Origin of the sequence: Streptomyces sp. NPDC057137 (assembly GCF_042670825.1) — a bacterium.
Lineage (GTDB): Bacteria > Actinomycetota > Actinomycetes > Streptomycetales > Streptomycetaceae > Streptomyces.
This window is the reverse complement of the sequence record NZ_JBHUUW010000018.1, coordinates 113,962-139,256: the sequence shown is the minus strand read 5'-3', so window position 1 is coordinate 139,256 and position 25,295 is coordinate 113,962. Positions and strand designations below refer to the sequence as shown.

The following is a 25,295-nucleotide window of genomic DNA, read 5'->3' as shown; positions in this document are numbered from 1 at the left end:
CCGAAGGCTTCATCGTTCGACTTGCATGTGTTAAGCACGCCGCCAGCGTTCGTCCTGAGCCAGGATCAAACTCTCCGTGAATGTTTTCCCGACCCCAGAGGGTCAGGTGGACACCACGAGAGCGGAACAACCGGTCGGAATAAGACCGGTCGTTCACAGCGTCCTCGCTGTGTTTCTATCAAAGGAACCTCAACCCAATCCACAAAGTGGACGAGGTCGGGGTATCAACATATCTGGCGTTGACTTTTGGCACGCTGTTGAGTTCTCAAGGAACGGACGCTTCCTTTGTACTCACCCTCTCGGGCTTTCCTCCGGGCTTCCCTTCGGTTCCTGCTGTCCTGCGTTTCCGACTCTATCAGAACCTTTCGGCGCCTGATTCCCAGTCAGCGGGGCCGCTTTCAGTTATCCGCTTTCGCGTTTCCCTTTCGGCGAATCCGACTTTATCAGAGATTCTGAGTCGGAATTCCCACCCGGTCCGGCTCGCCGCTCCGGCACGTGAGTGCCTCGGCGTTCCCGTTCAGGTGGAGCCGTAAACCTACTGGAGCGGGGCCCCCGAAGCAAATCGGGGGCCCCGCTCCGGTGTTGAGGTCGGGTCGAGGTCAGACCTCGACGACCACAGGCAGGATCATCGGGCGCCGGCGGTAGGTGTCGGAGACCCACTTGCCCACCGATCGCCGCACCAGCTGCTGGAGTTGGTGGGGCTCGGCGACGCCGTCGGATGCCGACTTGCCGATGATCTCCTCGATCTTCGGGATGACGGCGGCGAACGCGGAGTCCTCGATGCCGGAGCCTCGCGCCTGGATGTGCGGACCGCCCACGACCTTGCCGGTCGTCGAATCCACCACCAGGAACACGGAGATGATGCCCTCGTCACCGAGGATGCGACGGTCCTTGAGGGACGTCTCGGTCACATCGCCGACCGAGAGCCCGTCGACGTACACGTAACCCGCCTGGACCTTGCCGACGATTCTGGCCTTGCCGTCGACCAGGTCGACGACCACGCCGTCCTCGGCGATGACGATGTGGTCCTTCGGGACCCCCGTCAGTGCGCCGAGTTCGGCGTTGGCGCGCAGATGGCGCCATTCGCCGTGAACCGGCATCAGGTTCTTCGGCTTGCAGATGTTGTAGAAGTACAGGAGCTCGCCGGCCGAGGCGTGGCCCGAGACGTGGACCTTGGCGTTGCCCTTGTGGATGACGTTCGCGCCCCAGCGGGTCAGGCCGTTGATCACGCGGTAGACCGCGTTCTCGTTACCCGGGATGAGGGACGACGCCAGGATCACCGTGTCGCCGGGGACGATCCGGATCTGATGGTCGCGGTTCGCCATGCGCGAGAGCGCGGCCATCGGTTCGCCCTGGGAGCCGGTGCAGACGAGGACGACCTCGCTGTCCGGGAGGTCGTCGAGCGTCTTGACGTCGACGACGAGGCCGGCCGGGACCTTGAGGTAGCCCAGGTCCCGGGCGATGCCCATGTTCCTGACCATCGAGCGGCCGACGAACGCGACCCTGCGGCCGTACTCGTGGGCGGCGTCGAGGATCTGCTGGATGCGGTGGACGTGGCTGGCGAAGCTCGCCACGATGATCCGCTTCTGCGCGCTGCCGAAGACCTGCCGCAGGACGTTCGAGATGTCCCGCTCGGGCGGGACGAAGCCCGGCACCTCGGCGTTGGTCGAGTCGGAGAGCAGCAGATCGATGCCCTCTTCGCCGAGTCTGGCGAAGGTCGGCAGGTCGGTCAGGCGACGGTCCAGCGGGAGCTGGTCCATCTTGAAGTCGCCGGTGTGGACCACCATTCCCGCGGGGGTGCGGATGGCGACGGCCAGCGCGTCCGGGATCGAGTGGTTCACCGCGACGAATTCGCAGTCGAACGGGCCGATGCGCTCGCGATGCCCCTCGGTCACTTCGAGGGTGTACGGGCGGATGCGGTGCTCCTGGAGCTTGGCCTCGATCAGCGCGAGGGTCAGCTTGGAGCCGATCAGCGGGATGTCCGCCTTCAGCCGGAGCAGGAAGGGGACGCCACCGATGTGGTCCTCGTGGCCGTGCGTGAGGACGATCCCCTCGATGTCGTCGAGGCGGTCGCTGATGGTGGTGAAGTCCGGCAGGATCAGGTCGATGCCCGGCTGTTCCTCTTCGGGGAAGAGGACGCCGCAGTCGACGATCAGTAGACGGCCGTTGTATTCGAAGACCGTCATGTTACGGCCGATTTCGCCCAGGCCGCCGAGCGGGGTGACGCGCAGGCCGCCCTTGGGCAGCTTCGGCGGGGCGCCGAGTTCGGGATGCGGATGACTCAAAAGACTCTCCTCACCACGCACGCCACGTACCGCTGAGGCACGTGGCGCGCGTGACATTCGTGCACTTGCTGTTGCACTTGCTTGTTGTCCGAGTGGGCGGAATGCCCAGCACTTGTGTGTTCGGTTATTCAGTTGTGAAGTTCGATATTTTCGATATCCATGAAACCTGGTTCATGCAATCGCGTTCGTTAAGGCGGGGCCTCGGTTACAGCTCTACCCCGCCGGCCGCGAGATCGATCTTGAGCTGCGCCGTCTCGTGCTCCGTCAGCTCGACGAGCGGGAGGCGCAGCGGTCCGGCCGGCAGCTTCTGCAGGGTCAGCGCCGCCTTGGTGGTGATGACTCCCTGCGTACGGAACATGCCGGTGAAGACGGGGAGCAGCTTCTGGTGGATCTCCGTGGCCTTCTGGACGTCGCCGGTGACGTACGCGTCGAGCATGGCGCGCAGTTCCGGTGTGACCACGTGGCCGACGACGGAGACGAAGCCGATGGCGCCGACCGCGAGGAGCGGAAGATTGAGCATGTCGTCGCCCGAGTACCAGGGGAGGCCGCTCTGGGCGATGACCCAGCTGGCTCGGCCCAGGTCGCCCTTGGCGTCCTTGTTGGCGACGATACGCGGGTGCTGGGCGAGCCGGATGAGCGTCTCGGTGTCGATGGGGACGCCGCTTCGGCCCGGGATGTCGTACAGCATCACCGGCAGCCCGGTGGCGTCGGCGATGGCCGTGAAGTGCTGGAAGAGGCCTTCCTGCGGCGGCTTGTTGTAGTACGGGGTCACGGCGAGCAGACCGTGTGCGCCGGTGCGTTCGGCGGTGCGGGCGAGTTCGATGCTGTGCCGGGTGTCGTTGGTGCCGATACCGGCGACGACATGCGCCCGGTCTCCCACCGCCTCCAGGACGGCCCGTACGAGCTGATCTTTCTCCGCGTCGCTGGTGGTCGGGGACTCGCCGGTGGTGCCGTTGATGATCAGGCCGTCGTTGCCTGCGTCCACCAGATGCGAGGCGAGTCGCTGGGCGCCGTCGAGGTCGAGTGCGCCGTCCGCCGTGAAGGGCGTGACCATGGCGGTGAGGACCCGCCCGAAGGGGGTCTGCGGAGTGGAGATCGGAGCCATGGGTAACACGCTACTCGTTGCTCGGCTCGGCGTGTCCCCTCGGGGGCACACGGGCAGGTCGGGGAGCCGCGGTGCGGATGCGGGCTCTTGGGTGGCGCGGGGCTGGGGAACCGCCCGGGGTTCGGGGGAAACGCTCCCCCGCGGTCCAGTGTACGGAGCCCGGCACTGACTGCTCGGGGGTTCAGGCAGTGCCGGGTCCGTTTGATCAGCCTAGATGAACTTCTCGAAACGCCGCAATCCGGACACTTATCACCATAGTCCGTACATCTGTGCGCAACGGCAGCCCTGCGGGCCCCGCCGACGCCCTACGGTGCCACCCGGCCGTTGCCGTTGAAGGCGGCGTGCGTGAGCGGCATGAGCCGCGCCCACTGCTCCTCCATCTTCTCGCCGACCATCTCGATCTCCCGCTGCGGGAAGCTCGGGACCTTCGCCGCCTCGTGCTGGGTACGCAGCCCGAGGAAGTGCATCAGCGAGCGGGCGTTGCACGTCGCGTACATCGACGAGTAGAGGCCCACAGGCAGCACCGCGCGGGCCACCTCGCGGGCGACGCCGGCCGCCAGCATCTCCTGGTACGCCTCGTACGCCTGGCGGTACGACTCCGTCATCGCGCGCTCGGTGAGGTCCTGCTGCTCCTGCGTGCCGTCGACGAAGACGTACTTCCCGGGGCGGCCCTCCTGGACGAGCTTGCGCGAGGCGTCGGGGACGTAGAAGACGGGCTGCAGCTCCCGGTAGCGGCCGGATTCCTCGTTGTAGGACCAGCCGACGCGGTGCCGCATGAATTCGCGGAACACGAAGATCGGGGCGCTGATGAAGAAGGTCATCGAGTTGTGCTCGAAAGGGCTGCCGTGGCGGTCGCGCATCAGGAAGTTGATGAGGCCCTTCGAGCGCTCGGGGTCCTTGGAGAGTTCCTCCAGGGACTGCTCGCCCGCGGTGGAGACGCGTGCGGCCCACAGGACGTCGGAGTCGCCCGCGGTGTGCTTCACCAGGTCGACGGTCACCTCACTGCGGAAGCTGGGCTTGGTCTCGGCGGGGCTCTCACTCACCGGCGGGGGTCCTTCCTGTCGCGTTCTCTCGGGCGGCGCCCACTCTACGACCAGGCACTCAAGCCCCTGAGGGCCACTCCGGCCACGGGCGGCACCGTAAGGGTGACCGTTGCCGACGTGCGCGCGTACTTCGTGCGGATGTTCGCCAATTCGGCGAAATCGGGCACCAAATGACCGTCCCACGCGTCTGACTCAGTAGCGGTATCGAGTCACTTCTCTCACTACCGCCCAGGCTTCCACTCGTGGCCGTTCGTATCCACTCGCAGGACCGCAAGGAGTTCTCCCCCATGTTCCGCCGGCGTGAGGCCGTCCCGTTCGCATTCGTCGCCGAGGCCGACAGCTTCCGCAGTAACGTCACTCCACCTCCCAGACAACGGATCAGCCGGTCCGAGCTGATGAGTCGCACACTCATCGGGCTCGTCGTCGCGGCCGGATTCGCGGGCTCGCTGTTGTTCGGGCTGCCGGCCCTCGAATCCGGTCCGTCGTCCGGACCGACGCAGCAGTCCGAGGCGTCCCAGGGCCGCTGACCCGTCCGGCCCCCCTGAGTGGTCGTGCCGGGGTGCTCCTCGATAACCTCAGCCAGCACCGCCCGATCGAGCGTGCTTGTGAGTGAGGATCAGTCGTGCCCCTGCCCTTCCTGACGGCCGACCGTGCGTTTGACGCCACCGGCGATGATGTCGCGCTGCCGTTCGACGACCACGACCGCTGGCGTCGCCCCTACCGCCCGGGACCGTGGCGGGTGGGCGCGTCGGCGCTGCTGCTGTTGCTCGCCTCGTTCGTGCTGCTCGCGACGATGATCATCGCGTTCGCCGGGGCGGTGTCCGGCGCCGCCGTGTGCCTCGGCATCTCGCTGGTGATGATCGCCGTGGCGCTGCGGCTGCTGCGCGTGGGCGCGTGGGTCAGCCGGCACGGCGTACGGCGCGTGGGACTGCTCATGACCCGCACCGTGCCGTGGGACGAGGCCGTGGAGGTCCGTACGGTGCAGCAGCCGGTGCGCTGGCTGGGACTGCCGCGGACGGTGCAGGGACAGGCGCTCCTGCTCGTACTCCGGGACGGCGAGAAGCGGCTGCTGCTCACCGATCACAACGCGGATTTCCTGTCGCGGTCCGAGGCTTTCGACCGGGCGGCGGACTCCGTCGAGGCGTGGGGCGACGAGTACCGGCGCGGCTGAACAGGCGCACCGTGGTCCCGAGTTGAGCGATCCGACCAGGGCGAGCAGTTCGACTTTCTCGAACTGCTCGCCCTGGTCGCGTTGTTGGTCGCGTTGGTCTCGTTCTTGTCGAGGCGGCGGCTCAGCGGGGCGTCATCGCGCCGCCGCCACCGGAGTCGCCCCGTGCAGCGTGATCGCGCGCCGCATCGCCTCGCGGGCCCGTGGGGTGTCACCGGCGTCGCGGTAGGCGACCGCGAGACGGAACCAGCAGCGCCAGTCCCCGGGAGTGTCCTCGGTCTCGGCACGGCGGGCGGCGAAGACGGCGTCCGCCGACGCCCGGTCCACGCGGCCGCCCGGCGTGCGCACCAGTTCGTCCACCGGCAGGCCGCCCTCGGCGTCCAGCTCGGCCGCGAGCCGGTTGGCCCGCTGGACGAACTGCGTGTTCTTCCAGAGGAACCAGGCGCCGATGACCGGCATCACCAGCACGGCGATCCCGAACGTGACGGTCAGCGGCGTACCGATCCCGATGAGCGCGACGCCCCGGCCGCCGGCCAGGACGAAGTAGGCGACGAGGAGGGCGGCCATGACGAAGTACATGATCTTGGCGCGCACGGCGGTCAGTCCGGCAGGTTCAGGTCGAGGAAGTGCTCCAGGCCGAAGGTGAGGCCCGGCGTGGTCACCACCTTGCGGACGCCGAGGAGGATCCCCGGCATGAAGCTGCTGTGGTGCAGGGAGTCGTGGCGGATGGTGAGCGTCTCCCCCTCGGCGCCGAGCAGCACCTCCTGGTGCGCCAGCAGTCCTCGGAGCCGTACGGAGTGCACGCGGACACCGTCGACGTCCGCGCCGCGCGCCCCGTCCAGCGCCGTGACCGTAGCGTCGGGCTGCGGCGGGGAGCCGGCCTCCGCGCGGGCGGCGGCGATCAGCTGGGCGGTGCGGGTGGCGGTGCCCGACGGGGCGTCGACCTTGTTCGGGTGGTGCAGCTCGACGACCTCGGCGGACTCGAAGTAGCGGGCCGCCGCCTGGGAGAACCTCATGGTGAGGACGGCCCCGATGGAGAAGTTCGGCGCGATGAGTACGCCCGTCTCCGGGGAGCCCGCCAGCACCGTCTCCAGCTGTGCCAGGCGGTCGTCGGTCCAGCCGGTGGTGCCGACGACGGCGTGGATGCCGTGGCGTACGAGGAAGTCCAGGTTGCCCATGACCGCGGTGGGGGTGGTCAGTTCGACGGCGACCTGGGCCCCCGTGTCGGCGAGGGTCTCCAGTTTGTCGCCCCGGCCGAGGGCCGCGACCAGTTCCATGTCGTCGGCGGCCTCGACGGCCCGTACGGCCTCGGAGCCGATCCGGCCCTTGGCGCCGATCACGGCCACCCGCAGTTTGGTGCTCATCGCTCTGCTTCCTTCTGCTTCCTTAGGAGGCTGGGGAGGGCGTTGGTCAGGCGACCGCTTCGTCGAGACGGTCGGCCTGCTTGTCCTTGAGGGGCCCGATGACCGACAGCGACGGGCGCTGCCCCAGTACGTCGCGCGCCACCGCGCGTACGTCGTCGGGGGTGACGGCCGCTATCCGCGCCAGCATGTCGTCCACGGACATCTGGGTGCCCCAGCACAGCTCGCTCTTGCCGATGCGGTTCATCAGCGCGCCGGTGTCCTCCAGGCCGAGGACGGTGGACCCGGACAGCTGGCCGACGGCGCGGCCGATCTCCTCGTCGCTGAGTCCTTCGGACGCGACCTGGTCGAGCCCGTCGCGGCAGATCTTCAGCACGTCGTGGACCTGGCTGGGGCGGCAGCCCGCGTAGACGCCGAAGAGTCCGCAGTCGGCGAAGCCGGAGGTGTACGAGTACACGCTGTAGGCGAGGCCGCGCTTCTCCCGTACCTCCTGGAAGAGCCGGGAGCTCATGCCGCCGCCGAGGGCCGTGCTGAGGACCCCCAGGGCCCAGCGGCGCTCGTCGGTACGGGAGAGGCCCGGCATGCCGAGGACGATGTGGGCCTGCTCCGTCTTGCGGTTCAGCAGGTCGACGCGGCCGGCGGTGCGCAGGTCGCGGCGGCCCTCGCGCGGGGCGACGGGGACGGCGTCCGTACGGGAGAGGGCACCCGCCTTCTCGAAGGCGCGGCTCACCTGTCGTACGACGGTGTCGTGGTCGACGTTGCCGGCGGCGGCGACGACCAGGTGCGTCGGGTCGTAGTGCTTCTTGTAGAAGCGGGCGATCCGGCCGCGGTCGAGGGCGTTGACGGTGTCCACGGTGCCCAGGACGGGGCGGCCGAGGGGGGTGTCGCCGAACATCGTCCGCGAGAAGAGATCGTGCACGCAGTCGCCCGGGTCGTCCTCGGTCATGGCGATCTCTTCGAGGATGACGCCACGCTCCGCGTCGACGTCCTCGGCCTCGATCAGCGAGCCCGTGAGCATGTCGCACACGATGTCGATGGCGAGGGGGAGGTCGGTGTCGAGCACGCGTGCGTAGTAGCAGGTGTACTCCTTCGCCGTGAAGGCGTTCATCTCGCCGCCGACCGCGTCTATGGCGGAGGAGATGTCGAGGGCGCTGCGCTTCTTGGTGCCCTTGAAGAGGAGGTGTTCCAGGTAGTGCGTGGCGCCGTTGAGCGTGGGCGTCTCGTCGCGCGAGCCGACCTGCACCCAGATGCCGAAGGTCGCCGACCGTACGGACGGCAGGCTCTCGGTGACGACGCGCAGGCCGCCGGGGAGGGTCGTGCGGCGGACGGTGCCGATGCCGTTCTGGCCCTCCAGGAGGGTTTGGGTACGGGCGACGGCCCGTACCTCCGAGGAGGTGCGGGCCGTCGTCGTCGAACTACGAAACGTCACTGGGAGGCTTCGTCCTTCTGGTCGTCCTGCGTGTCGTTCTTCTCTTCGTCCTCGCCCTCGATCACGGGGATCAGCGAGAGCTTGCCGCGCTGGTCGATCTCGGCGATCTCGACCTGGACCTTCTGGCCGACACCGAGGACGTCCTCGACGTTCTCCACGCGCTTGCCGCCGGCGAGCTTGCGGATCTGCGAGATGTGCAGCAGACCGTCCTTGCCGGGGAGCAGCGAGACGAACGCGCCGAAGGTGGTGGTCTTGACGACCGTACCCAGGTAGCGCTCGCCGACCTCCGGCATGGTCGGGTTGGCGATGCCGTTGATCGTGGCGCGGGCGGCCTCGGCGGCCGGTCCGTCGGCGGCACCGATGTAGATGGTGCCGTCGTCCTCGATCGTGATGTCGGCGCCGGTGTCCTCCTGGATCTGGTTGATCATCTTGCCCTTGGGGCCGATGACCTCACCGATCTTGTCCACCGGGATCTTGACGGTGATGATCCGCGGGGCGTTGGGGGACATCTCGTCCGGGACGTCGATGGCCTCGTTCATCACATCGAGGATGTGGAGGCGGGCGTCGCGGGCCTGCTTCAGCGCGGCGGCCAGGACCGAGGCGGGGATGCCGTCGAGCTTGGTGTCGAGCTGGAGCGCGGTGACGAACGTCTTCGTACCGGCGACCTTGAAGTCCATGTCGCCGAAGGCGTCCTCCGCACCGAGGATGTCGGTGAGGGCGACGTAGTGCGTCTTGCCGTCGATCTCCTGGGAGATCAGGCCCATGGCGATACCGGCGACGGGGGCCTTGAGGGGCACACCGGCGTTCAGCAGCGACATGGTGGAGGCGCAGACCGAGCCCATGGACGTCGAGCCGTTGGAGCCCAGCGCCTCGGAGACCTGGCGGATCGCGTACGGGAACTCCTCGCGCGTCGGCAGCACCGGCACGATGGCGCGCTCGGCGAGCGCTCCGTGGCCGATCTCGCGGCGCTTCGGCGAACCGACGCGGCCGGTCTCACCGACGGAGTACGGCGGGAAGTTGTAGTTGTGCATGTAGCGCTTGCGGGTCACCGGCGAGAGGGTGTCCAACTGCTGCTCCATGCGGAGCATGTTGAGGGTGGTGACGCCCAGGATCTGGGTCTCGCCACGCTCGAACAGCGCGGAACCGTGCACGCGCGGGATGGCCTCGACCTCGGCGGCGAGCGTACGGATGTCCGTGACGCCGCGGCCGTCGATGCGGACCTTGTCCTTGATGACGCGCTCACGGACCAGGGACTTCGTCAGCGCGCGGTACGCGCCGGAGATCTCCTTCTCGCGGCCTTCGAACTGCGGGAGCAGCTTCTCGGCGGCGAGCTCCTTGACGCGGTCCAGCTCGGCCTCGCGGTCCTGCTTGCCGGCGATGGTGAGCGCCTGCGACAGCTCGCTCTTCACGGCGGCGGTGAGGGCCTCCAGGACGTCGTCCTGGTAGTCGAGGAAGACCGGGAACTCGCCGGTGGGCTTGGCGGCCTTGGCGGCGAGGTCGGCCTGGGCCTTGCAGAGCGCCTTGATGAAGGGCTTCGCGGCTTCCAGTCCGGCGGCGACGATCTCCTCGGTGGGAGCCTCGGCGCCGTCGGCGACGAGCTGGATCGTCTTCGGGGTGGCCTCGGCCTCGACCATCATGATCGCGACGTCACCGTCCTCCAGGACGCGGCCGGCGACCACCATGTCGAAGACGGCGTCCTCGAGCTCGGTGTGCGTCGGGAACGCGACCCACTGGCCCTTGATCAGGGCGACACGGGTGCCGCCGATCGGGCCGGAGAAGGGCAGGCCGGCCAGCTGCGTGGAGCAGGAGGCGGCGTTGATCGCGACCACGTCGTACAGGTGGTCGGGGTTGAGCGCCATGATCGTCTCGACGATCTGGATCTCGTTGCGCAGGCCCTTCTTGAAGGAGGGGCGCAGCGGGCGGTCGATGAGGCGGCAGGTGAGGATCGCGTCCTCGGAGGGCCGGCCCTCGCGGCGGAAGAAGGAGCCGGGGATCTTGCCGGCCGCGTACTGCCGCTCCTCGACGTCCACCGTGAGGGGGAAGAAGTCGAGGTTGTCCTTGGGCTTCTTGGAAGCGGTGGTGGCCGACAGCACCATGGTGTCGTCGTCCAGATACGCGACGGCGGAGCCGGCGGCCTGCCTGGCCAGGCGGCCCGTCTCGAAGCGGATGGTGCGGGTGCCGAACGTGCCGTTGTCGATAACGGCCTCGGCGTAGTGGGTCTCGTTCTCCACCAGTGGTTCTCCATACTCGTCGTTTGTCGTCTTTTGTCCCGCGCCCGTGTGGCGGGGGACAGGCGGAGAAGCGCTCCTGCGGGCCGGTCTTCGATCGAAGCTCCCGGGGCGGCGGCGTGGGCCGCGGGCGGCGTTCGCCGCGCCGTTCCGGGGGCCACTACCGAGGACCGGCGGCGGCGGAGGGCGCTTCCCCTCGTCAGTGGGTGGTGCCTTCTGTCGTACGGGGTGGTGCTGGTCGTACTCGTGATGCTCGTCGTGCTGATCGTGCTCGTGGTGCTCGTGGTGCTGCTGTTGCTCGTTTGTGCAGGTGTCGCGTGGTGCGTCTCAGCGGTGTCCGGGAGCTGTGCTCCTGCGAACAGGTTACTGAGCTTCGTGCGCATACGGCGAAGGGAGCGGTTCCCGGTGTGTGGGAACCGCTCCCTTCACGGCGTACTACTTGGCGCCGCCGGCCGCACCGCGGCGGATGCCCAGGCGGTCGACCAGCGCACGGAAGCGCTGGATGTCCTTCTTCGCCAGGTACTGCAGCAGGCGACGGCGCTGGCCGACCAGGATGAGCAGACCGCGACGCGAGTGGTGGTCGTGCTTGTGCGTCTTCAGGTGCTCGGTCAGGTCCGAGATACGGCGCGACAGCATCGCGACCTGGACCTCGGGGGAGCCGGTGTCGCCTTCCTTGGTGGCGAACTCCGACATGATCTGCTTCTTCGTAGCGGCGGCAAGCGGCACGCGTACTCCTCGTAGGTCTTCGTGGCCATCGAGTGCCCCAGGTCGAATTCGCTGGGGATCTTCGGTTACTCGAGTGGCGGGGTGATCGGCCGATGATGTTCGGTCGCTGGTTCCGGACAGACCGGAACGCGTACACAAACGGCCGTCACACAGCGTACCAGCCAGTCAAGACGTCAACGCACGGATGGAGTGGTAGACGTCGAACACAGCCAGGCACAGCGGAACGACCGTCAGTAGTACGAAGGACTCGGCGATCTCCAGGAAGCGGCCCCAGAAGGGCGTGACGCCCTTGCGCGGCACGATCAGCCCTATGGCGATGATCAGTGTGGCGATCCCCGCGATGGCGGCGGTCAGCCACACCGTACGGATGTCGAGCCCCGCCCCGTCACCGCGCAGGGCCTCGCGGATCAGCCCCTCCGGGGGGTTGAGGCTGAGCCCGAGTCCCAGCAGGACGAGGGCGCCGAGGCCGGCGGCAAGGGCGCAGCCGACCTGCGCCGTGTAACTGAAGAGGTGGGCGCGCATCAGCATCGCGACGCCGGTGGCGAGGGCGAGCAGCTGGCCCCACACGCCGTCGGAGAAGCCGAGTACGCCGGCGGCGCCGACGGCCACCAGCGCGCAGCCGCCGACCAGGCCGACCAGCAGTTCGTGGCCGCGCCGGGCCTGGGCGGCGATGCGCTCCGGGTCGACGGGGGCGGGGGGCGCGGGGTCGGTCCCGTAGTCGCCGGCGGCCGTACGGGGCGGCTCGAAGCCGATGGGGAGGCGGGCGAAGCGGGTGGAGAGGCCGGGCAGGAAAGCCAGTGTTCCTACGGAGAGCGCGGCGCACACGGCGGCGGTCTCGGCGGGCTTCATGTCGGTCGTGATGGCGATGAACGTCACCAGGAGGCCGACGGTGGAGGCGAAGACGAACGCGACGAAGGGGCTGTCGCCCGCGGGGGTGACGATCACCAGGATCACCGAGGCGACCAGTACGGCGGCGCAGCCGAGCAGGAACTGGAGCCTGCCGATGCCCTGGCCGTCCGCGAAGGGCAGCAGTCCGGAGCCGGCGACGGCGGCGTTGGCCATCGAGCCGATGCCGAGCGCGACGGACGAGCCGCGGTCGTCGTACACCCGGGCCCGTACGCCGGCGAGGGCGAGCAGCATGACGGCGGTGACGCCGGCCAGGATGCCGGGCAGGCCGTGTGTGTCGTGCCGGGGGTCGGCGGTCCACAGCACGAAGGCGAGCAGCACCAGCAGGACGGAGCCGCCGAACAGCCCGGCGCCGCGCATGGCGCTGTCGGTCCACAGGGTGCGGTCGCGGGCGACCGCGGACGCGACGGCGTCGGAGACGTCGTCGAAGACCGCCGGGGGCAGGGATTCGGCGAAGGGGCGCAGCGACAGCAGTTCGCCGTCGAGGATGCGCTGGGAGGCCAGGGAGCGGGCACTGTCGAGGACGGTGCCGTCGCGGCGTACCAGGTGATATCCCACCGGGGCGCCGGCCGCGGGGCTCTGGCCGGACAGCCGCAGGATCTCCGAATGGAGGTCGGCGACGGGGATGTCCTCGGGCAGCGCCACGTCGATCCGGCCGTCCGGTGCGACGACTGTGATCCGGCAGAAGCCGGTTCCACCGCTGGACGGGGCCGGTGCGCCGGGCTGACCGGTGCCGGTGGCCGCCGCTTGGGCCGTCATACTCACGTGCTGCATCCCCCTCGTGGATCCCATGCGCCCGATGCCTGCGTTCGCGCTCCGAATGACCGCATTTTTGCGGAAGTTCACGCCTGCGCGAACGCGTCCGGTCACCCTACCGCCGGGTGGTGGGCACCCACGCAAGTAGGATCCTTGCCCGCGGATGGAGGCCCGTCGCCACGGGGGCGCCGGTGGGAACTCTTTCGTCCGGCAAGGGAATTGGTGAGCAGTGAGTCAGATCGTCGTCAAGCGCCCACCGCGGGCCCTGCCCGCCGACGTACCCGGCGAGCAGGTGCAGGTACAACCCCCTCCGCCGCTGCCCAGAGGGCAGCAGGAGGGTGCGCTCATGCAGCTGCTGCCGATGCTGGGCATGGGTGGTTCGGTCGTCTTCTTCTTCATGACGCCGAATCCGATCATGCGGATCATGGGCATGGTGATGATCGCCTCGACGATCGCCATGGCCATCGCGATGCTGGTGCGGCACCGGCGCGGTACTCAGGGCGAACTCGCCGACATGCGGCGTGACTACCTCAAGTACCTGACGCAGACGCGGCGTACGGTGCTGCGGACCGCGCATCTGCAACGGGACGCGCAGTACTACCTGCACCCGTCCCCCGAGCAGCTGTGGGCGCTGGTCGCCGAGGGCAGCCGGGTGTGGGAACGCCGGGTCGCCGACGACGACTTCGGGCAGGTACGTATCGGCCTGGGCAGTCAGCAGCTCGCCACCGCGCTCATCGAGCCCGACACCGCGCCGGTGGACGAGCTGGAGCCGCTGACCGCCGGGGCGATGCGGCAGTTCCTCAACGCGCACAGCGTGGTGGACGGTCTGCCGATGGCCGTCTCGCTGCGCGCCTTCTACCACCTGACGGTCACCGGCGAGGCGGAGTCGGTGCGCTCCACGGCGCGCGCGATGGTCGGTTCGCTCGCCTCGCTGCACTCCCCCGAGGACCTGGTCATCGCCGTCGTCGCGGGACGGGGCGCGGCGTCGCGGTGGGAGTGGGCGAAGTGGTTGCCGCACGTCCAGGCGCAGGGCCCCGGGGACGGGGCGGGCAGCCGCCGGCTCATCACCTCCGACGTACGGGAGTTGGAGGAGATGCTGGCGGCGCGGCTGGAGGGCCGCCCGCGCTTCCAGCCCGGCGGCCATCCGCTGCTGGACCAGCCGCACATCGTCGTCGTCCTGGACGGCCTGTCGCTGCCCCCCGTGTCGGCGCTGGCGTCGGCCGAGGGGCTGCAGGGCGTGACGGTCATCGAGGTCGTACCGGGCGAGGTCACCGGCGCGCGCGGCGGCCTCTCCGTGGTGGTGCACCCCGACTCGCTGCGGCTGGAGTCGGGGCACGGCATGGTGTACGACGGGGAGCCCGACCGGCTGAGCCTGGAGGCCGCCGAGGCGCTGGCCCGCCAGCTCGCACCGCTGCGGGCCGCGACGGGCGGTGACGACGACGACGAACCGCTGCTCGCCAACCTCGACTTCACCGATCTGCTGAACCTCGGGGACGCGGCGTCCGTCGATGTCACCCGTACCTGGCGGCCCCGTTCACAGGCGGAGCGGCTGCGTGTGCCCATCGGTGTCGGCGAGGACGGCGCCCCCGTCATGCTGGACCTCAAGGAGGCGGCGCAGGAGGGCATGGGGCCGCACGGCCTGTGCGTCGGCGCCACCGGCTCCGGCAAGTCCGAACTGCTGCGCACGCTGGTGCTGGGCCTCGCCGTCACGCACTCCTCGGAGACGCTGAACTTCGTCCTCGCGGACTTCAAGGGCGGCGCCACCTTCGCGGGCATGTCACAGATGCCGCACGTCGCGGCGGTGATCACCAACCTCGCGGACGACCTCACGCTGGTCGACCGCATGGGCGACTCGATCCGCGGTGAGCTGAACCGCCGCCAGGAGATGCTGCGCGACGCGGGCAACTACGCGAACATCCACGACTACGAGAAGGCGCGCGCGGCGGGCTCCCCGCTGCAGCCCATCCCGTCGCTCGTCCTGGTCATCGACGAGTTCAGTGAACTCCTGACAGCGATGCCGGACTTCATCGAGATGTTCGTCCAGATCGGGCGCATCGGGCGTTCGCTGGGCGTCCATCTCCTGCTGGCGTCGCAGCGGTTGGAGGAGGGCCGGCTGCGCGGGCTGGAGACGTACCTCTCGTACCGCGTGGGTCTGCGTACCTTCTCGGCCGCGGAGTCACGCGCGGCGCTGGGTGTGCCGGACGCGTACCAGCTGCCGAACGTGCCCGGTTCCGGGTATCTGAAGTACGGCACCGACGAGATGGTGCGGTTCAAGGCCGCGTACGTCTCCGGGGTGTACCGCGCGAACGCGCAGGCCGTCGCGGGGACCGGGGGGCCGCTGCCGGTCGACCGCAGGCCCGTGCCGTTCACCGCGGCGCCGGTGCCGGTGCACTACGTCCAGCCGGCCAACCGGCCCGCCGTACCGGACGCGCGCACCACGTCCGAGGACGACGCGCTGGCCGACACGGTGCTCGACGTGATCGTGCGCCGGCTCGAAGGGCGCGGCGCCGAGGCGCACCGGGTGTGGCTGCCGCCGCTGGACAACCCGCCGTCGCTGGACGAGCTGCTGCCGGGGCTGTCGAACGTGGAGGGGCGCGGGCTGACCCAGCCCGGCTTCGAGGGCGCCGGGCGCCTCGTCGTACCGCTGGGTGTGGTCGACAAGCCGTACGAGCAGCGTCGCGACACGCTGTACCGGGACTTCTCCGGTGCGGCGGGGCACATGCAGATCGTGGGCGGGCCGCAGTCCGGCAAGTCGACGCTGCTGCGCACGCTCATCGCGGGATTCGCGCTGACGCACACGCCGCAGGAGGTGCAGTTCTACGGGCTGGACTTCGGCGGCGGCGGTATGTCGTCGGTCGCCGGGCTGCCGCACGTCGGTGGCGTGGCGTCGCGGCTCGACCCCGAGAAGGTGCGACGGACGACGGCCGAGGTGTACGGCATCCTGGCGCGCCGCGAGGAGTACTTCCGTACGGCGGGGATCGACTCCATCAACACCTTCCGCAGGATGCGGGAGCGGGGCGAGATCTCGCTGACCGACCAGCCGTGGGGCGACGTCTTCCTGATCATCGACGGCTGGGGCAACTTCCGCACCGACTATGAGGCGTTGGAGCCCGCCGTGCTGGACATCGCGGCGCGCGGGCTCGGTTACGGCATCCATGTGGTGCTGACGGCGTCGCGCTCGATGGAGGTGCGCGCCAACCTCAAGGACCACCTGATGAACCGGCTGGAGCTGCGCCTCGGCGACACGATGGACTCCGACCTGGACCGCAAGGCGGCCGTCAACGTCCCCACGGGGGTGCCCGGCCGGGGTCTGACGCCTGAGAAGCTGCACTTCATGGCGGCGGTGCCGCGGATCGACTCCATCAACTCCGACAGCGACCTGTCGGAGGCGACGGCCGCCATGACGCAGGAGGTCGGCCGCCACTGGACGGGCCCGGGCGCCCCGGCCGTACGGCTGCTGCCGCGCGAGCTGGACGCGGCGACGCTGCCGACGGGGGCGGCGCAGCCGAAGCGCGGCGTGGCTTTCGGGATCGACGAGAACCTGCTGGAGCCGGTCTTCGTCAACTTCGACCGCGATCCGTTCTTCCTGGTGTTCGGCGAGAGCGAGTCCGGCAAGTCGAACCTGTTGCGGCTGCTCATCACGCAGTTGTCGCAGCGGTACGACGGGAACTCGGCCAAGTTCTTCGTCATCGACAACCGGCGCGCGCTGCTGGACGTGACGCCGGCGACGCACCTGGCGGAGTACGTGCCCATGTCCAACAACATGGACCACCACGTGGACGCGCTGTCGGACCTGATGCAGCGCCGTACGCCAGCCGCCGACGTCACGGCGCAGCAGTTGCGCGAACGCAGTTGGTGGCGGGGCCCGACGGTGTTCGTGGTCGTCGACGACTACGACCTGGTGTCCACCTCCAGCGGCAACCCGCTCAACAAGCTCACGGAGCAGCTGCCGTTCGCGCGTGACGTGGGTGTCCGCTTCATCATCGCGCGCAGCGCGGCGGGCGCGAGCAGGGCCTCGTACGAGCCGTTCATGCAGCGGATGATGGAGCTGGGCGCGCAGGGTGTGCTGCTCTCGGGCGACCCGCAGGAGGGCGACATCCTCGGCGGCGTACGGGCGCGTCCGATGCCGGCGGGCCGGGGCATCTTCGTCTCCCGCCAACGCGGCAACCCGCTGGTGCAGACCGGTCTGATGCCCTCGCTGGACGAGCGGTGACGGGGCCGCTGAGCGGGCCGATGACGGATACGGACACGGATTCGGGGACGGGGACGGCGACGGGTATGAGGATGGTGGCAGGGCGGTGACGGGTGCGGGGTTCTTCGTGGCGTTCTTCGCCGTGCTGTTCCTGGGGCTGGCGTTCATCGACCAGCGCAAGGCGTGGTGGCGCTTCCAGGCGAGACGCTTCGACAACCCGGCGGCGCACGAGCCGTCGGACGGGCTGATCCGGGGGCGGAAGGTCGCGCTGATAGTGCTGGCGCTGTTCCTGGGGTGGCAGGCGGTGGAGATGTTCCGGCTCGCGGGAATGGAGTGAGGCGGTAGGACGCCCCAGTGGGGTCAACTCGTTTGCGGCGTGGGCTACTTTCCTGAGATCAGGGCGCGTCAATAGGTTGATCCGGAATGGTGAAATCCATCGGTGGGTACGGGGGAAGGAATCCCAAAAGCTCCGCGACTCGGCGGTCATCGGCCCTCCAAAGGGCCGATGACATGGCCAAGCTGGCGAAGAACGCCAAAGACATGTCGGCCGCGGAACTCGAAGAGTTCATCCGCAGTGTCGGTAAGTACAAGAACGTCCATGGACGGCCCACCCCGTAACGCAGAGAGCCCAATAAAGCCATGATGCGGCCAGGCATTAAGAAGAATCTGATAGTCACGGTGGCGTTCTGCGCACTTATGGCTGGAAGTTTTCTCGGCTATCAGCAGATCTTCACCAAGGGAATCGATCGCCTTCCGGCACGGCCGTGCTCTGGGGCCGTGGATCGAAGCATCGTTGCAGGGGCCCTGCCGGATGCACGCACAGCCGATGAACGTGGAAAAATAACAACCACGTCGGCCAGCAACCAATTCACCTTCTCGTGTTACGTGAACGCCGGCGGATCCATTATTTCCGGCGAGGCGCAGTCTGGCTTTGCCACCGAAGAAGGCTGGCGCCAATCGTATTCGAGCAAAGTCGGCAGGGACCCCGTCTCGGTATCTGCGGGCGAGGTGAAAGTCATCGCACTGGACAACCTCGCGTCGGTCTACGTACCCTGCACTCCCCCGCGACAAGCCGAGTACAAGGTGGAGAGAAACCACTCACTGGTGTCGGACGTACGAACCATCGGAGAAAGTCGCGTCAAGGGCCGCGCCCTTCGGCAGGTGCTGATGGACTTCGCCTATCAGCTGACCGAGCATGCTTACAAGACCGGTGAATGCAAGGAGGCACGGGAGTTCCCCGATGAGCTTCCCCGGATCTAACCGAACAGTGTCGTGATCCTGTTCGGCTCAATTCGCTTGTTGCTAGAGGTTCCCGGCGGCGGCCGACGGACTTGTTGCTCGCCCACCTGGACGGTCGGCCAGCAAGCTGATCCCGAAGTGACGGATCGCACTGACCGTGCTGGCGCCGTTCCTTGGAGTGACAGGCGGTGGAGACGTTCCGGCTGGTGGGGACGGAGCGAGCTGGGGATGCGTTGCTCAACTCGATTGCGGCGGCTGGCACTTGCGCACGTCATTCCGCATCAATAGGTTGATCCGGAATGACGAGATCAATCACTGAGCACGGGGGAAGGAGTCCCAGATGGCGTGGGACGAATGGGACCAGCTGAAGGCGTCGGCCGCGGGCAACGAGCAGACGCAGATGCAACTCAACGGGATCCCGGAAGAGGACAGGCCCAATGCGGGCAGTCCCACGGGTGATCTGTCGGTCGATCAGAAGGACCTGGCGGCGATCGGCGACGAGGCGTTCAAGCTGTACAACCGGCTGTGGGAAGAGGCGCGGGTCACCAGCACCGACACGGCCGGCAGCGATCTGAAGGGTCAGGGCTTCGCGCTCGGCGGTGCTCTGAGCCATGTGTCGCTGCGTTGGGACCGGCAGCTCGGGTCCCTCATGGACGCGTGCGCGCTCATTTCGAACCACATGGACTTCACAAAAAAGGCACACGAAGGCGACGAGATCTTCATTCAGCGTCATGTGAGCAGCATCTCCACACTGGATGTCGGCTTCGATGAGCAGTGGGCCCCGCCGGGCGAGAAGAACGAGGTCTACGGCGAGCCCAAGAAAGACGAGAAGGACTGAGAAGGACTAAAGGAACAGACTCATGGATTTCGAAGCCCTTCACTCAGCCAATTTCGCCTCGCTCGACACCACAGTCAGCGACTGGACGAAGATGCTCACCAAACTCACCGATCTCAAGACCGACGCGAAGGACGGACTCCACGGCAAGGCGAGCAAGGCCAACTGGGCCGGCTACAACGCCACGGTCTCGCGTGAGTTCATCGGCAAGACGGCCGAGGAGTTCAACGACGCCTACACCCAGGCCGAGTCGATTCGCAACATCATCCGCGACACCCAGGGCGAGTTGAAGACCCAGCAGCGGCTGCTCAAGGAAGCCATCGAGCGTGGGCGCGGTAATCACATGTCCGTGAAGCCGGCGGGCAGCGGCTTCACCGTCACTCCGAATCCCGACCCGAAGCCCGCGAACGGCCAGAGAGACGTCGACGCACTGCGGGACGAGCTTCAGGGGATTCTGAACACGGCGACGGAGATGGACAACACGGCGTCCACGTCGCTCAAGGCTCTCGTCGACCTCACCGACTACGGTTTCTCCGGGCAGAAGTACGCGGACCGCGATTCGGCGGCCAACGCGATCAAGGAAGCCGAGAACCTGGCCCGTATCGCGAGGAAGAACCCGGAGGACCTGACGGTCAAGGAGTTCGACGCGCTCAACGCGGGCCTCAAGAAGTACTCGGGCGACGAACTCTTCAGCGAGCGCTTCGCGGAGCAGTTGGGCCCCAAGGGGACTCTCGAATTCTGGGATGCCATCACCGATCCCGCCACGAACCGGGACGTGTACTCGGAGCGGCGCGAACAGCTAGGCGATCTGCAGAAGAACCTCAGCCTCACGCTCGCCACCGCGACTCAGGCGGACACGCCTGAAATGCGCAGGTGGACGTACGAGATGACGGAGCTCGGCAGCCAGCCCGTACACAAGAACAGCACCACCCAAGGCTTCCAGGTGATGAGCAACCTGATGCGCTGGGGCAACTTCGACGACCAGTTCCTCAAGAGCTACGGCTCCGAACTCATGGAGACCGAGAAGGCGGCCACCAGCAACGGCCGCCACGGGGCGACGGTCTGGACCCACATGGGCATGGACCCGAATCTCAACCGCACCGGTGAGGACTCCGGTTCGGACCCCATGATCGGTTACCTCAAGGCGCTGTCGAACAGCCCGGACGCCGCGACGGACTTCTTCAACGACCCGTTCCTCTCTAAGGACGAGGACCACGACTTCAAGACGAAGAACGATGACAACAAAGAAGTAAAGGACTCGCTCTCAAACTTCGATTACCTCTTCGAGGAGCGCGATTGGCCGCCGGAGCGCGACAAGGACGGCGATGACAGCATCTCCGGCCGGAACAACCTGGCGATGGCCCTGGAAGCGGCCACGACCGGGCACCCGGCGGGCGAGATGCCGACGCTGGACACCCCAGCACACAACGCCGGCCAGGCGGAGCTGGCGAAGAACTTGATAACGTCCATCTCGGAGAACCCGGAACGACTCACTGAGCACAGCTACATGTCCGACAGTGTGGGTCAGATTGCCGCCGAGTACATGCCTGACATCAATCGAGGCATGTACCCCGGAAAAGAATCGGCGAACGACCTGTTTCCGGTGGTCGGTGAGGCGGCGAAGATCCCCGAGGTCGACCTCACCAGGTTCCTCTACACGGTGGGACAGAATCCCGAGGGATATGCGGCGGTCAACGCGGGACAGGCAAGCTATACGACGTCCCTGATGGAATATCACTTCGCGAATCCGGGTGCCTTCGTGCAGGACCCCAACTTCAGCGACAGCGACAACCTCAAGCAGGGCATTGAGGGGGTGGCAAAAGTGAGCGGTGAAGTCCAGGGAACGATCGGGGCGGGTCGTGCGTTCGCGAGCGAGGAAGATGCGGGCGTGAAGGATCAAGACTTCAACGACGCGATCCAGACCACCAGCACCTGGGTCGGCTCCGGGGTCGGCATCGGTGTCGGTCTGGCGACCGCTCCGTTCATCGGCCCTGGCGGGATTGTGGCGGGCGGACTGGCAGGCACCGCAGTGGATGAGATTCTCGGCGGTCTCACGGAAGGCTCGTTGAAGGACAGTTCCGGCGAAGTCATTTACCGTAACGGCCAAGAAATAGACGCGACTCGACAGTCGACCTACACCCTTGTCGAGGCGGCTGCCGAAAAAGCGGGCGAGAGCGCGAAGAACCCATCGCCAGCCATTGTCGCCGCTGCTGCCAGTGCGGCGGAATCGGGCTTCAACAATGCCCGCACGAACCTCGACGACTTTATCGACGGCGAAGGAACTCCCCGGCAACTCGAACCCAAAAAGTGAGCTTGATGTCCATGTCGAAGAAGTTCCTGGTCCCCCTCGCCGCACTGGTGGTGGTCGGCTTGGCGGCGGCCGCATTTTATGTGCTCGGACTACCTCCGTTCGAGAAGCGCGGCAAAATAGAGGCGAGCAAGGTCTGCGAGTCGCTCGGCGACTCCTCGAAAGCGGCCTCAACGCTCGAAACAGTGCTCCCGAAGGAACCCAAGTACTCCTTCAGAGGCAGAGTGACCGGCGAGCAGGTGACGCAGCAAAGCAATGCGTTCAGGAGCGACTGCACGGTCTACGGTGAGGAGAAATCGCTCCTGGGCGTCCAAACGCTGGTGATGGAGACCCAGCCCGCCGACAGTTGGGCGAACTACTCGCTGGAGGACGGCGACGAGTCCCGTGAGAGCTTCGCAGCGGGATCCGGAGGCTTCATCACGGCAGACAACACGGTCGCCATTCAGGTGCCTTGCGCCAAAGCGGGAACCATGCCGGGCGGCGAATACAGCCTCAGAGTCGTCGTTGATCTGCAGTCGAACGAGGCGTCGGACAAGGTGCGTCAAGGCCTCAAGGATCTCGCTGTCGAGGCGGGCCGCTTCGCGCACAAGGAGACGGACTGCAACCTTCCCTCCAAGTTGCCTGAGTAGGTCGGCGATCCAGCCGCAGGTTACGCACGGCTCTCACACCTGCCGACCTGCGGCTGATCACGGAGCGACACGCCTGCGCCAGAGCCTGCGCGAGCGACCGCGAGGGACCGTCTCCGGGTCCGTTGTCGACGCGCCTGGAGGCAGAGAGAGACCCACGTAGTGGGCCACCTGACGGGCACGGTCGTAGCTGAGGCCGTGCCCGACCGCCGTTCAGACCAAGGGATTTGCAAGGGAACGTATGAAGAGCCGCGAGAACCGCCTCTACGTCACGCGCCGTCGGCTCACCGTGAGCCTGGGGGCTCTCTCGATCGTCGTGCTGGTCAGCGGCTGCTCGGAACCGACGCGGGAGAAGGAGTACGAGGTCCCCAAGGCGCTGTGCGGCGTCGAGGTGCCGGCCGACGTACTGGATCCCTTGCTGCCGGCGGGAGAGAAGGTCGCCGAGCGGTCGAAGACGGCCAGCGGCGTCAAGCGCTGCTACGTATCGGTGGACGACGAGGTCGCCCTGTCGACGTCCATAGAGTGGTACGAGGCCGACACCCCCGTCGCGGAAGTCGCCGAGAAGACGATCGGCGCGGGCCCGGACGACAAGGTCACCACCGACAAGCGGTACAGCTACTCGGGCAAGGGCGGGGCCGGGCTGATCGAGTGCGAGGACTCCTCCGAGATGGGCAAAGGTGTCGACGGCGACCTCTACACGACGGTACGAGTCGGCGGTGACTCGGCGGATGCCTCGGCGGTGCTGAAAGTGATCGAGGCATACACAACAACCGTGCCGAAGGCAGGCGCATGTGAGATCGATATCTGACGGGCGCACGTCGGCGGTCGTGGCGCGACGCTACGGGTCGGCGACGGAACTGCCCGCGCAGCTCCCTGAGCCACCACCACGTACCTGGGCATGGCAAAGGGGGGCACCTCCCGCGCGTGCCCCCCTTGTGGCCGTAACTGCCGTTCGCTCCTAAGAGGTTCTTAGAAGTAGCCGGCGGACTTCTTGTCGCCCGCCTGGTAAGTCGGGCCGGCCTCGCGGACCTTGCGGGCGATGTCCTTGAGCGCGTTGTGGATCAGGCGCGTCTCGTTGTCCCACTTCTTGTGGGCCGCGTCCGCCGCGGTCTTGGCCTCGCCCTCGAAGGTCGCGGAGACGCCGCGGATCTTCGTCTGAATGGCCTCAAGGCTCTCGTCGAGCCGGGCGGCCTGCTTCTCGATGACCCCGGCGGCCTGCTCCAGCGAGCCGTAGGTCACGACCATGGTGCCGTCGTTCTGCTGAGCCACGAGTCCTCCTGTTTCCTGTTCTCTGTCAGTGCGGTGTGCGGTGCGCTGTCTGCGCTACGTGCGGGGTGGCCGGCTGACGGTCCGTCAGTAGCCGTTGATGTTCGACGTGGCCTTCGCCGTCGCGGCGGAGTCGCCGGAGAAGCCGGCGGTCACGTCGACACCGTTGAGGGCCGCGTAGACCTCGTCCTCGGTGTTGCCCGCGGTCGTACGGGTGACCTGGATGGCTTCCTGGAAGTTGAGCAGCATCTTCGCGATGCGGACCATGCCGGAGTTGATCTCGGCCTGCTTCGCGTCGAAGGCGCTGGCGCCAATGCCCTTCCAGGCACCTTCCAGGCTGTCGATGACGCCCTGGAGGTTCTTCAGCTGTCCCTTGACATCCTCGAACTTGATCGTGATCTCGTCCTGGAAATCCTTGAGACTCTGATCGCCGACCTTCTGGACTGCCATATGTCAGTCTCCTTTTCGTATGTGCTCGTTACTGCGTGGGTACTTCGGTGAGTGGTCTGAGCCGCACGGTCAGGCGCTGCGACGTTTGCGTACGACGGCGAACCCGCCCCCGGCGAGTACGGCGACGACCGCCACTCCGCCGAGGATCAGGCCCCACTGGCTGTCGTCGCCGGTGTCTTTCGCGGCGTTGGCCGTGTCTGTGGCCGCATCCGTGTCCTTGGCGCTGTCCGCGCCGGGCTTGGGCTGGGAGGAGGCGGAGTCGTCCGACGGGTCCTTCGACGGGGCGCCCGCCTCGGAGCCTTCAGCCGCCGTCCGCTCGTTGGTCAATGGGCTGACGTCCGGATCGCCGGGCTTGCCGATCCCGCGGTTGATGGCGGCGTTGGGGCGGACGATCCCGTGGCCGAGGTAGTTGCTGACGGTCCCCGGCTTCCAGTCGTCGCCGCGGCCCGCGGACTCGAACATGACGCGGAGGACCTGGTTCGCGGTCCAGTCGGGGTTGGCGGACCAGATGAGGGCGGCGGAGGCGGAGGCGAGAGCGGTAGCGGCGCTGGTTCCGCCTTCGCCGACGCAGTATTTGGTGAAGGTCTCGTCACACCAGCCGGGAATGTCGTTGGCGGGGGCGGCGATGTCGACGAAGTCGCCGTGCTGTGAGTACGTGGCCACCTGGCCCTCGCGGTCAGAAGCGGCGACGCCGACTACCTCCGGATAATTGGCGGGGTAACCAGGCTTGTTCGCCTTGTCGCCCGTGTTGCCCACAGCGGCGAAGAGCAACTTACCCTTCCCATGGGCGTACTTCACCGCCTCTTTCTCCTGGTAACTGAGGAACTCACTACCGATGGACATGTTGATGATCTTGGCGTCACCATCGGCGGCCGCGCGGATAGCGTTGACGTTGTCGAAAGAGTTCGACTTGTGTTTCTCCTCGAACTCCTCGTTGGCCATCCGCATTGGGATGATCTTGGCTCCGGGCGCCAAACCCTTGAGCCCACCGCCCACGCCTGTTCCAGCAATGAGCTCAGCCATGGTGGTCCCGTGCCCGTTGTAGTCGTCCGTCGTCCCATCCGTCTCAGTGGCATCCAGGCCCTTCAGCAACTGTCCCTTGAGCGACGGGATCGACGCGTTGACGCCAGTGTCAATCAGGGCGATCGTGACCCCCTCGCCCGTGGTGGACTTCCAGATCTCCTCGGCACGCATGGCATCCAGGTACCACTGCTTCGACTGCATATCCTCAGCGACCGCCGCCGGAGCGGCACCGACCATGACCATCGCCGAGGCCCCGAGCACGGCCACTGTGAACAGCGGGCCGCGCCGAAAGCCGTCCGCCCCGGAGCGCTTCCGGACCTGGCTCATTCCTGCGGTCATCCCGACTTCC

The 25,295-nt window shown here is 67.4% G+C and carries 21 protein-coding genes and 1 rRNA gene; 9 read left to right on the top strand and 13 right to left on the bottom strand.

Translation table 11 applies throughout. The features are described from left to right. The 4 genes from ACFT9I_RS17605 to thyX form a co-directional block, all read right to left on the bottom strand. Positions 1-81: ribosomal RNA gene (locus ACFT9I_RS17605) — 16S ribosomal RNA — on the bottom strand; the annotation flags it as partial. A gap of 518 nt (positions 82-599) precedes the next feature. Next, entirely contained in the window at positions 600-2,285 is a 1,686-nt protein-coding gene (locus ACFT9I_RS17600) for a ribonuclease J (RefSeq protein WP_382565112.1), read from the bottom strand. A gap of 205 nt (positions 2,286-2,490) precedes the next feature. Continuing rightward, entirely contained in the window at positions 2,491-3,390 is a 900-nt protein-coding gene (dapA, locus tag ACFT9I_RS17595; RefSeq protein WP_382565111.1) for a 4-hydroxy-tetrahydrodipicolinate synthase, read from the bottom strand. Between the two features lie 305 nt (positions 3,391-3,695). Further along, positions 3,696-4,433 (bottom strand): FAD-dependent thymidylate synthase, encoded by a 738-nt coding sequence (gene thyX / locus ACFT9I_RS17590; RefSeq protein ID WP_382565109.1) that lies wholly within the window; start codon positions 4,431-4,433, stop codon positions 3,696-3,698. Positions 4,434-4,720: 287 nt separating this feature from the next. On the opposite strand from thyX, the gene ACFT9I_RS17585 reads away from it, so the two are divergent. Continuing rightward, positions 4,721-4,960, top strand: a complete 240-nt coding sequence (locus ACFT9I_RS17585; protein WP_382565134.1) for a hypothetical protein — start codon at positions 4,721-4,723, stop codon at positions 4,958-4,960. A gap of 95 nt (positions 4,961-5,055) precedes the next feature. Next, positions 5,056-5,604 carry a hypothetical protein gene (locus ACFT9I_RS17580; protein WP_382565108.1) on the top strand — a complete coding sequence of 183 codons (549 nt, stop codon included), beginning with the start codon at positions 5,056-5,058 and terminating at the stop codon, positions 5,602-5,604. A gap of 132 nt (positions 5,605-5,736) precedes the next feature. Here the strand turns inward: ACFT9I_RS17580 and ACFT9I_RS17575 are convergent, their stop codons facing one another. The 6 genes from ACFT9I_RS17575 to eccD all read right to left on the bottom strand — a co-directional run bounded on the left by ACFT9I_RS17575 (position 5,737) and on the right by eccD (position 13,010). Next, positions 5,737-6,195: a hypothetical protein gene (locus ACFT9I_RS17575; protein ID WP_382565106.1), complete on the bottom strand. Its 459-nt coding sequence runs from the start codon at positions 6,193-6,195 to the stop codon at positions 5,737-5,739. Between the two features lie 5 nt (positions 6,196-6,200). Then, positions 6,201-6,965, bottom strand: a complete 765-nt coding sequence (gene dapB / locus ACFT9I_RS17570; protein WP_382565105.1) for a 4-hydroxy-tetrahydrodipicolinate reductase — start codon at positions 6,963-6,965, stop codon at positions 6,201-6,203. Positions 6,966-7,011: 46 nt separating this feature from the next. Further along, on the bottom strand, positions 7,012-8,391 hold the full coding sequence (locus ACFT9I_RS17565; protein ID WP_382565103.1) for a M16 family metallopeptidase: 1,380 nt from the start codon (positions 8,389-8,391) through the stop codon (positions 7,012-7,014). Then, positions 8,388-10,622 carry a polyribonucleotide nucleotidyltransferase gene (locus ACFT9I_RS17560; RefSeq protein WP_382565101.1) on the bottom strand — a complete coding sequence of 745 codons (2,235 nt, stop codon included), beginning with the start codon at positions 10,620-10,622 and terminating at the stop codon, positions 8,388-8,390. Before ACFT9I_RS17560 ends, ACFT9I_RS17565 begins: the two co-directional genes overlap by 4 nt. Before the next feature lie 432 nt (positions 10,623-11,054). Continuing rightward, positions 11,055-11,345: a 30S ribosomal protein S15 gene (rpsO, locus tag ACFT9I_RS17555; protein WP_023538273.1), complete on the bottom strand. Its 291-nt coding sequence runs from the start codon at positions 11,343-11,345 to the stop codon at positions 11,055-11,057. Positions 11,346-11,510: 165 nt separating this feature from the next. After that, positions 11,511-13,010 carry a type VII secretion integral membrane protein EccD gene (gene eccD / locus ACFT9I_RS17550; protein ID WP_382565099.1) on the bottom strand — a complete coding sequence of 500 codons (1,500 nt, stop codon included), beginning with the start codon at positions 13,008-13,010 and terminating at the stop codon, positions 11,511-11,513. 226 nt (positions 13,011-13,236) lie between these two features. On the opposite strand from eccD, the gene eccCa reads away from it, so the two are divergent. From eccCa to ACFT9I_RS17515, 7 genes are all read left to right on the top strand, one after another. Further along, positions 13,237-17,220: a type VII secretion protein EccCa gene (eccCa, locus tag ACFT9I_RS17545; RefSeq protein WP_382565097.1), complete on the top strand. Its 3,984-nt coding sequence runs from the start codon at positions 13,237-13,239 to the stop codon at positions 17,218-17,220. A gap of 85 nt (positions 17,221-17,305) precedes the next feature. Further along, complete coding sequence (locus ACFT9I_RS17540; RefSeq protein WP_382565096.1) at positions 17,306-17,536, top strand: hypothetical protein; 231 nt, start codon at positions 17,306-17,308, stop codon at positions 17,534-17,536. A 302-nt stretch (positions 17,537-17,838) separates the two neighbouring features. Further along, positions 17,839-18,459, top strand: coding sequence for a hypothetical protein (locus ACFT9I_RS17535; RefSeq protein WP_382565094.1), 621 nt, complete (start codon positions 17,839-17,841; stop codon positions 18,457-18,459). A 319-nt stretch (positions 18,460-18,778) separates the two neighbouring features. Further along, positions 18,779-19,276, top strand: coding sequence for a hypothetical protein (locus tag ACFT9I_RS17530; protein ID WP_382565092.1), 498 nt, complete (start codon positions 18,779-18,781; stop codon positions 19,274-19,276). A gap of 22 nt (positions 19,277-19,298) precedes the next feature. Continuing rightward, complete coding sequence (locus tag ACFT9I_RS17525; RefSeq protein ID WP_382565091.1) at positions 19,299-21,584, top strand: hypothetical protein; 2,286 nt, start codon at positions 19,299-19,301, stop codon at positions 21,582-21,584. Between the two features lie 11 nt (positions 21,585-21,595). Next, the gene (locus ACFT9I_RS17520; protein WP_382565089.1) at positions 21,596-22,210 is read left to right on the top strand and encodes a hypothetical protein; all 615 of its coding nucleotides are present in this window, start codon (positions 21,596-21,598) and stop codon (positions 22,208-22,210) included. 238 nt (positions 22,211-22,448) lie between these two features. After that, positions 22,449-23,015 carry a hypothetical protein gene (locus ACFT9I_RS17515; protein ID WP_382565088.1) on the top strand — a complete coding sequence of 189 codons (567 nt, stop codon included), beginning with the start codon at positions 22,449-22,451 and terminating at the stop codon, positions 23,013-23,015. Between the two features lie 161 nt (positions 23,016-23,176). Here the strand turns inward: ACFT9I_RS17515 and ACFT9I_RS17510 are convergent, their stop codons facing one another. From ACFT9I_RS17510 to ACFT9I_RS17500, 3 genes are all read right to left on the bottom strand, one after another. Continuing rightward, on the bottom strand, positions 23,177-23,476 hold the full coding sequence (locus ACFT9I_RS17510) for a WXG100 family type VII secretion target (RefSeq protein ID WP_382565086.1): 300 nt from the start codon (positions 23,474-23,476) through the stop codon (positions 23,177-23,179). A gap of 84 nt (positions 23,477-23,560) precedes the next feature. Further along, a complete protein-coding gene (locus tag ACFT9I_RS17505; protein ID WP_354608120.1) occupies positions 23,561-23,923 on the bottom strand; it encodes a WXG100 family type VII secretion target in 363 nt (120 codons plus the stop codon). A 69-nt stretch (positions 23,924-23,992) separates the two neighbouring features. Then, entirely contained in the window at positions 23,993-25,285 is a 1,293-nt protein-coding gene (locus tag ACFT9I_RS17500; RefSeq protein WP_382565084.1) for a S8 family serine peptidase, read from the bottom strand. Positions 25,286-25,295: the final 10 nt, after the last annotated feature.

Bases quoted from the DNA above. Each gene is read 5' to 3' on its own strand.
- dapA (WP_382565111.1), bottom strand. From the start codon at position 3,390: ATGGCTCCGATCTCCACTCCGCAGACCCCCTTCGGGCGGGTCCTCACC.
- ACFT9I_RS17585 (WP_382565134.1), top strand. From the start codon at position 4,721: ATGTTCCGCCGGCGTGAGGCCGTCCCGTTCGCATTCGTCGCCGAGGCC.
- dapB (WP_382565105.1), bottom strand. From the start codon at position 6,965: ATGAGCACCAAACTGCGGGTGGCCGTGATCGGCGCCAAGGGCCGGATC.
- eccD (WP_382565099.1), bottom strand. From the start codon at position 13,010: ATGACGGCCCAAGCGGCGGCCACCGGCACCGGTCAGCCCGGCGCACCG.
- ACFT9I_RS17535 (WP_382565094.1), top strand. From the start codon at position 17,839: ATGATGCGGCCAGGCATTAAGAAGAATCTGATAGTCACGGTGGCGTTC.
- ACFT9I_RS17530 (WP_382565092.1), top strand. From the start codon at position 18,779: ATGGCGTGGGACGAATGGGACCAGCTGAAGGCGTCGGCCGCGGGCAAC.
- ACFT9I_RS17525 (WP_382565091.1), top strand. From the start codon at position 19,299: ATGGATTTCGAAGCCCTTCACTCAGCCAATTTCGCCTCGCTCGACACC.
- ACFT9I_RS17520 (WP_382565089.1), top strand. From the start codon at position 21,596: ATGTCGAAGAAGTTCCTGGTCCCCCTCGCCGCACTGGTGGTGGTCGGC.
- ACFT9I_RS17515 (WP_382565088.1), top strand. From the start codon at position 22,449: ATGAAGAGCCGCGAGAACCGCCTCTACGTCACGCGCCGTCGGCTCACC.
- ACFT9I_RS17505 (WP_354608120.1), bottom strand. From the start codon at position 23,923: ATGGCAGTCCAGAAGGTCGGCGATCAGAGTCTCAAGGATTTCCAGGAC.
- ACFT9I_RS17500 (WP_382565084.1), bottom strand. From the start codon at position 25,285: ATGACCGCAGGAATGAGCCAGGTCCGGAAGCGCTCCGGGGCGGACGGC.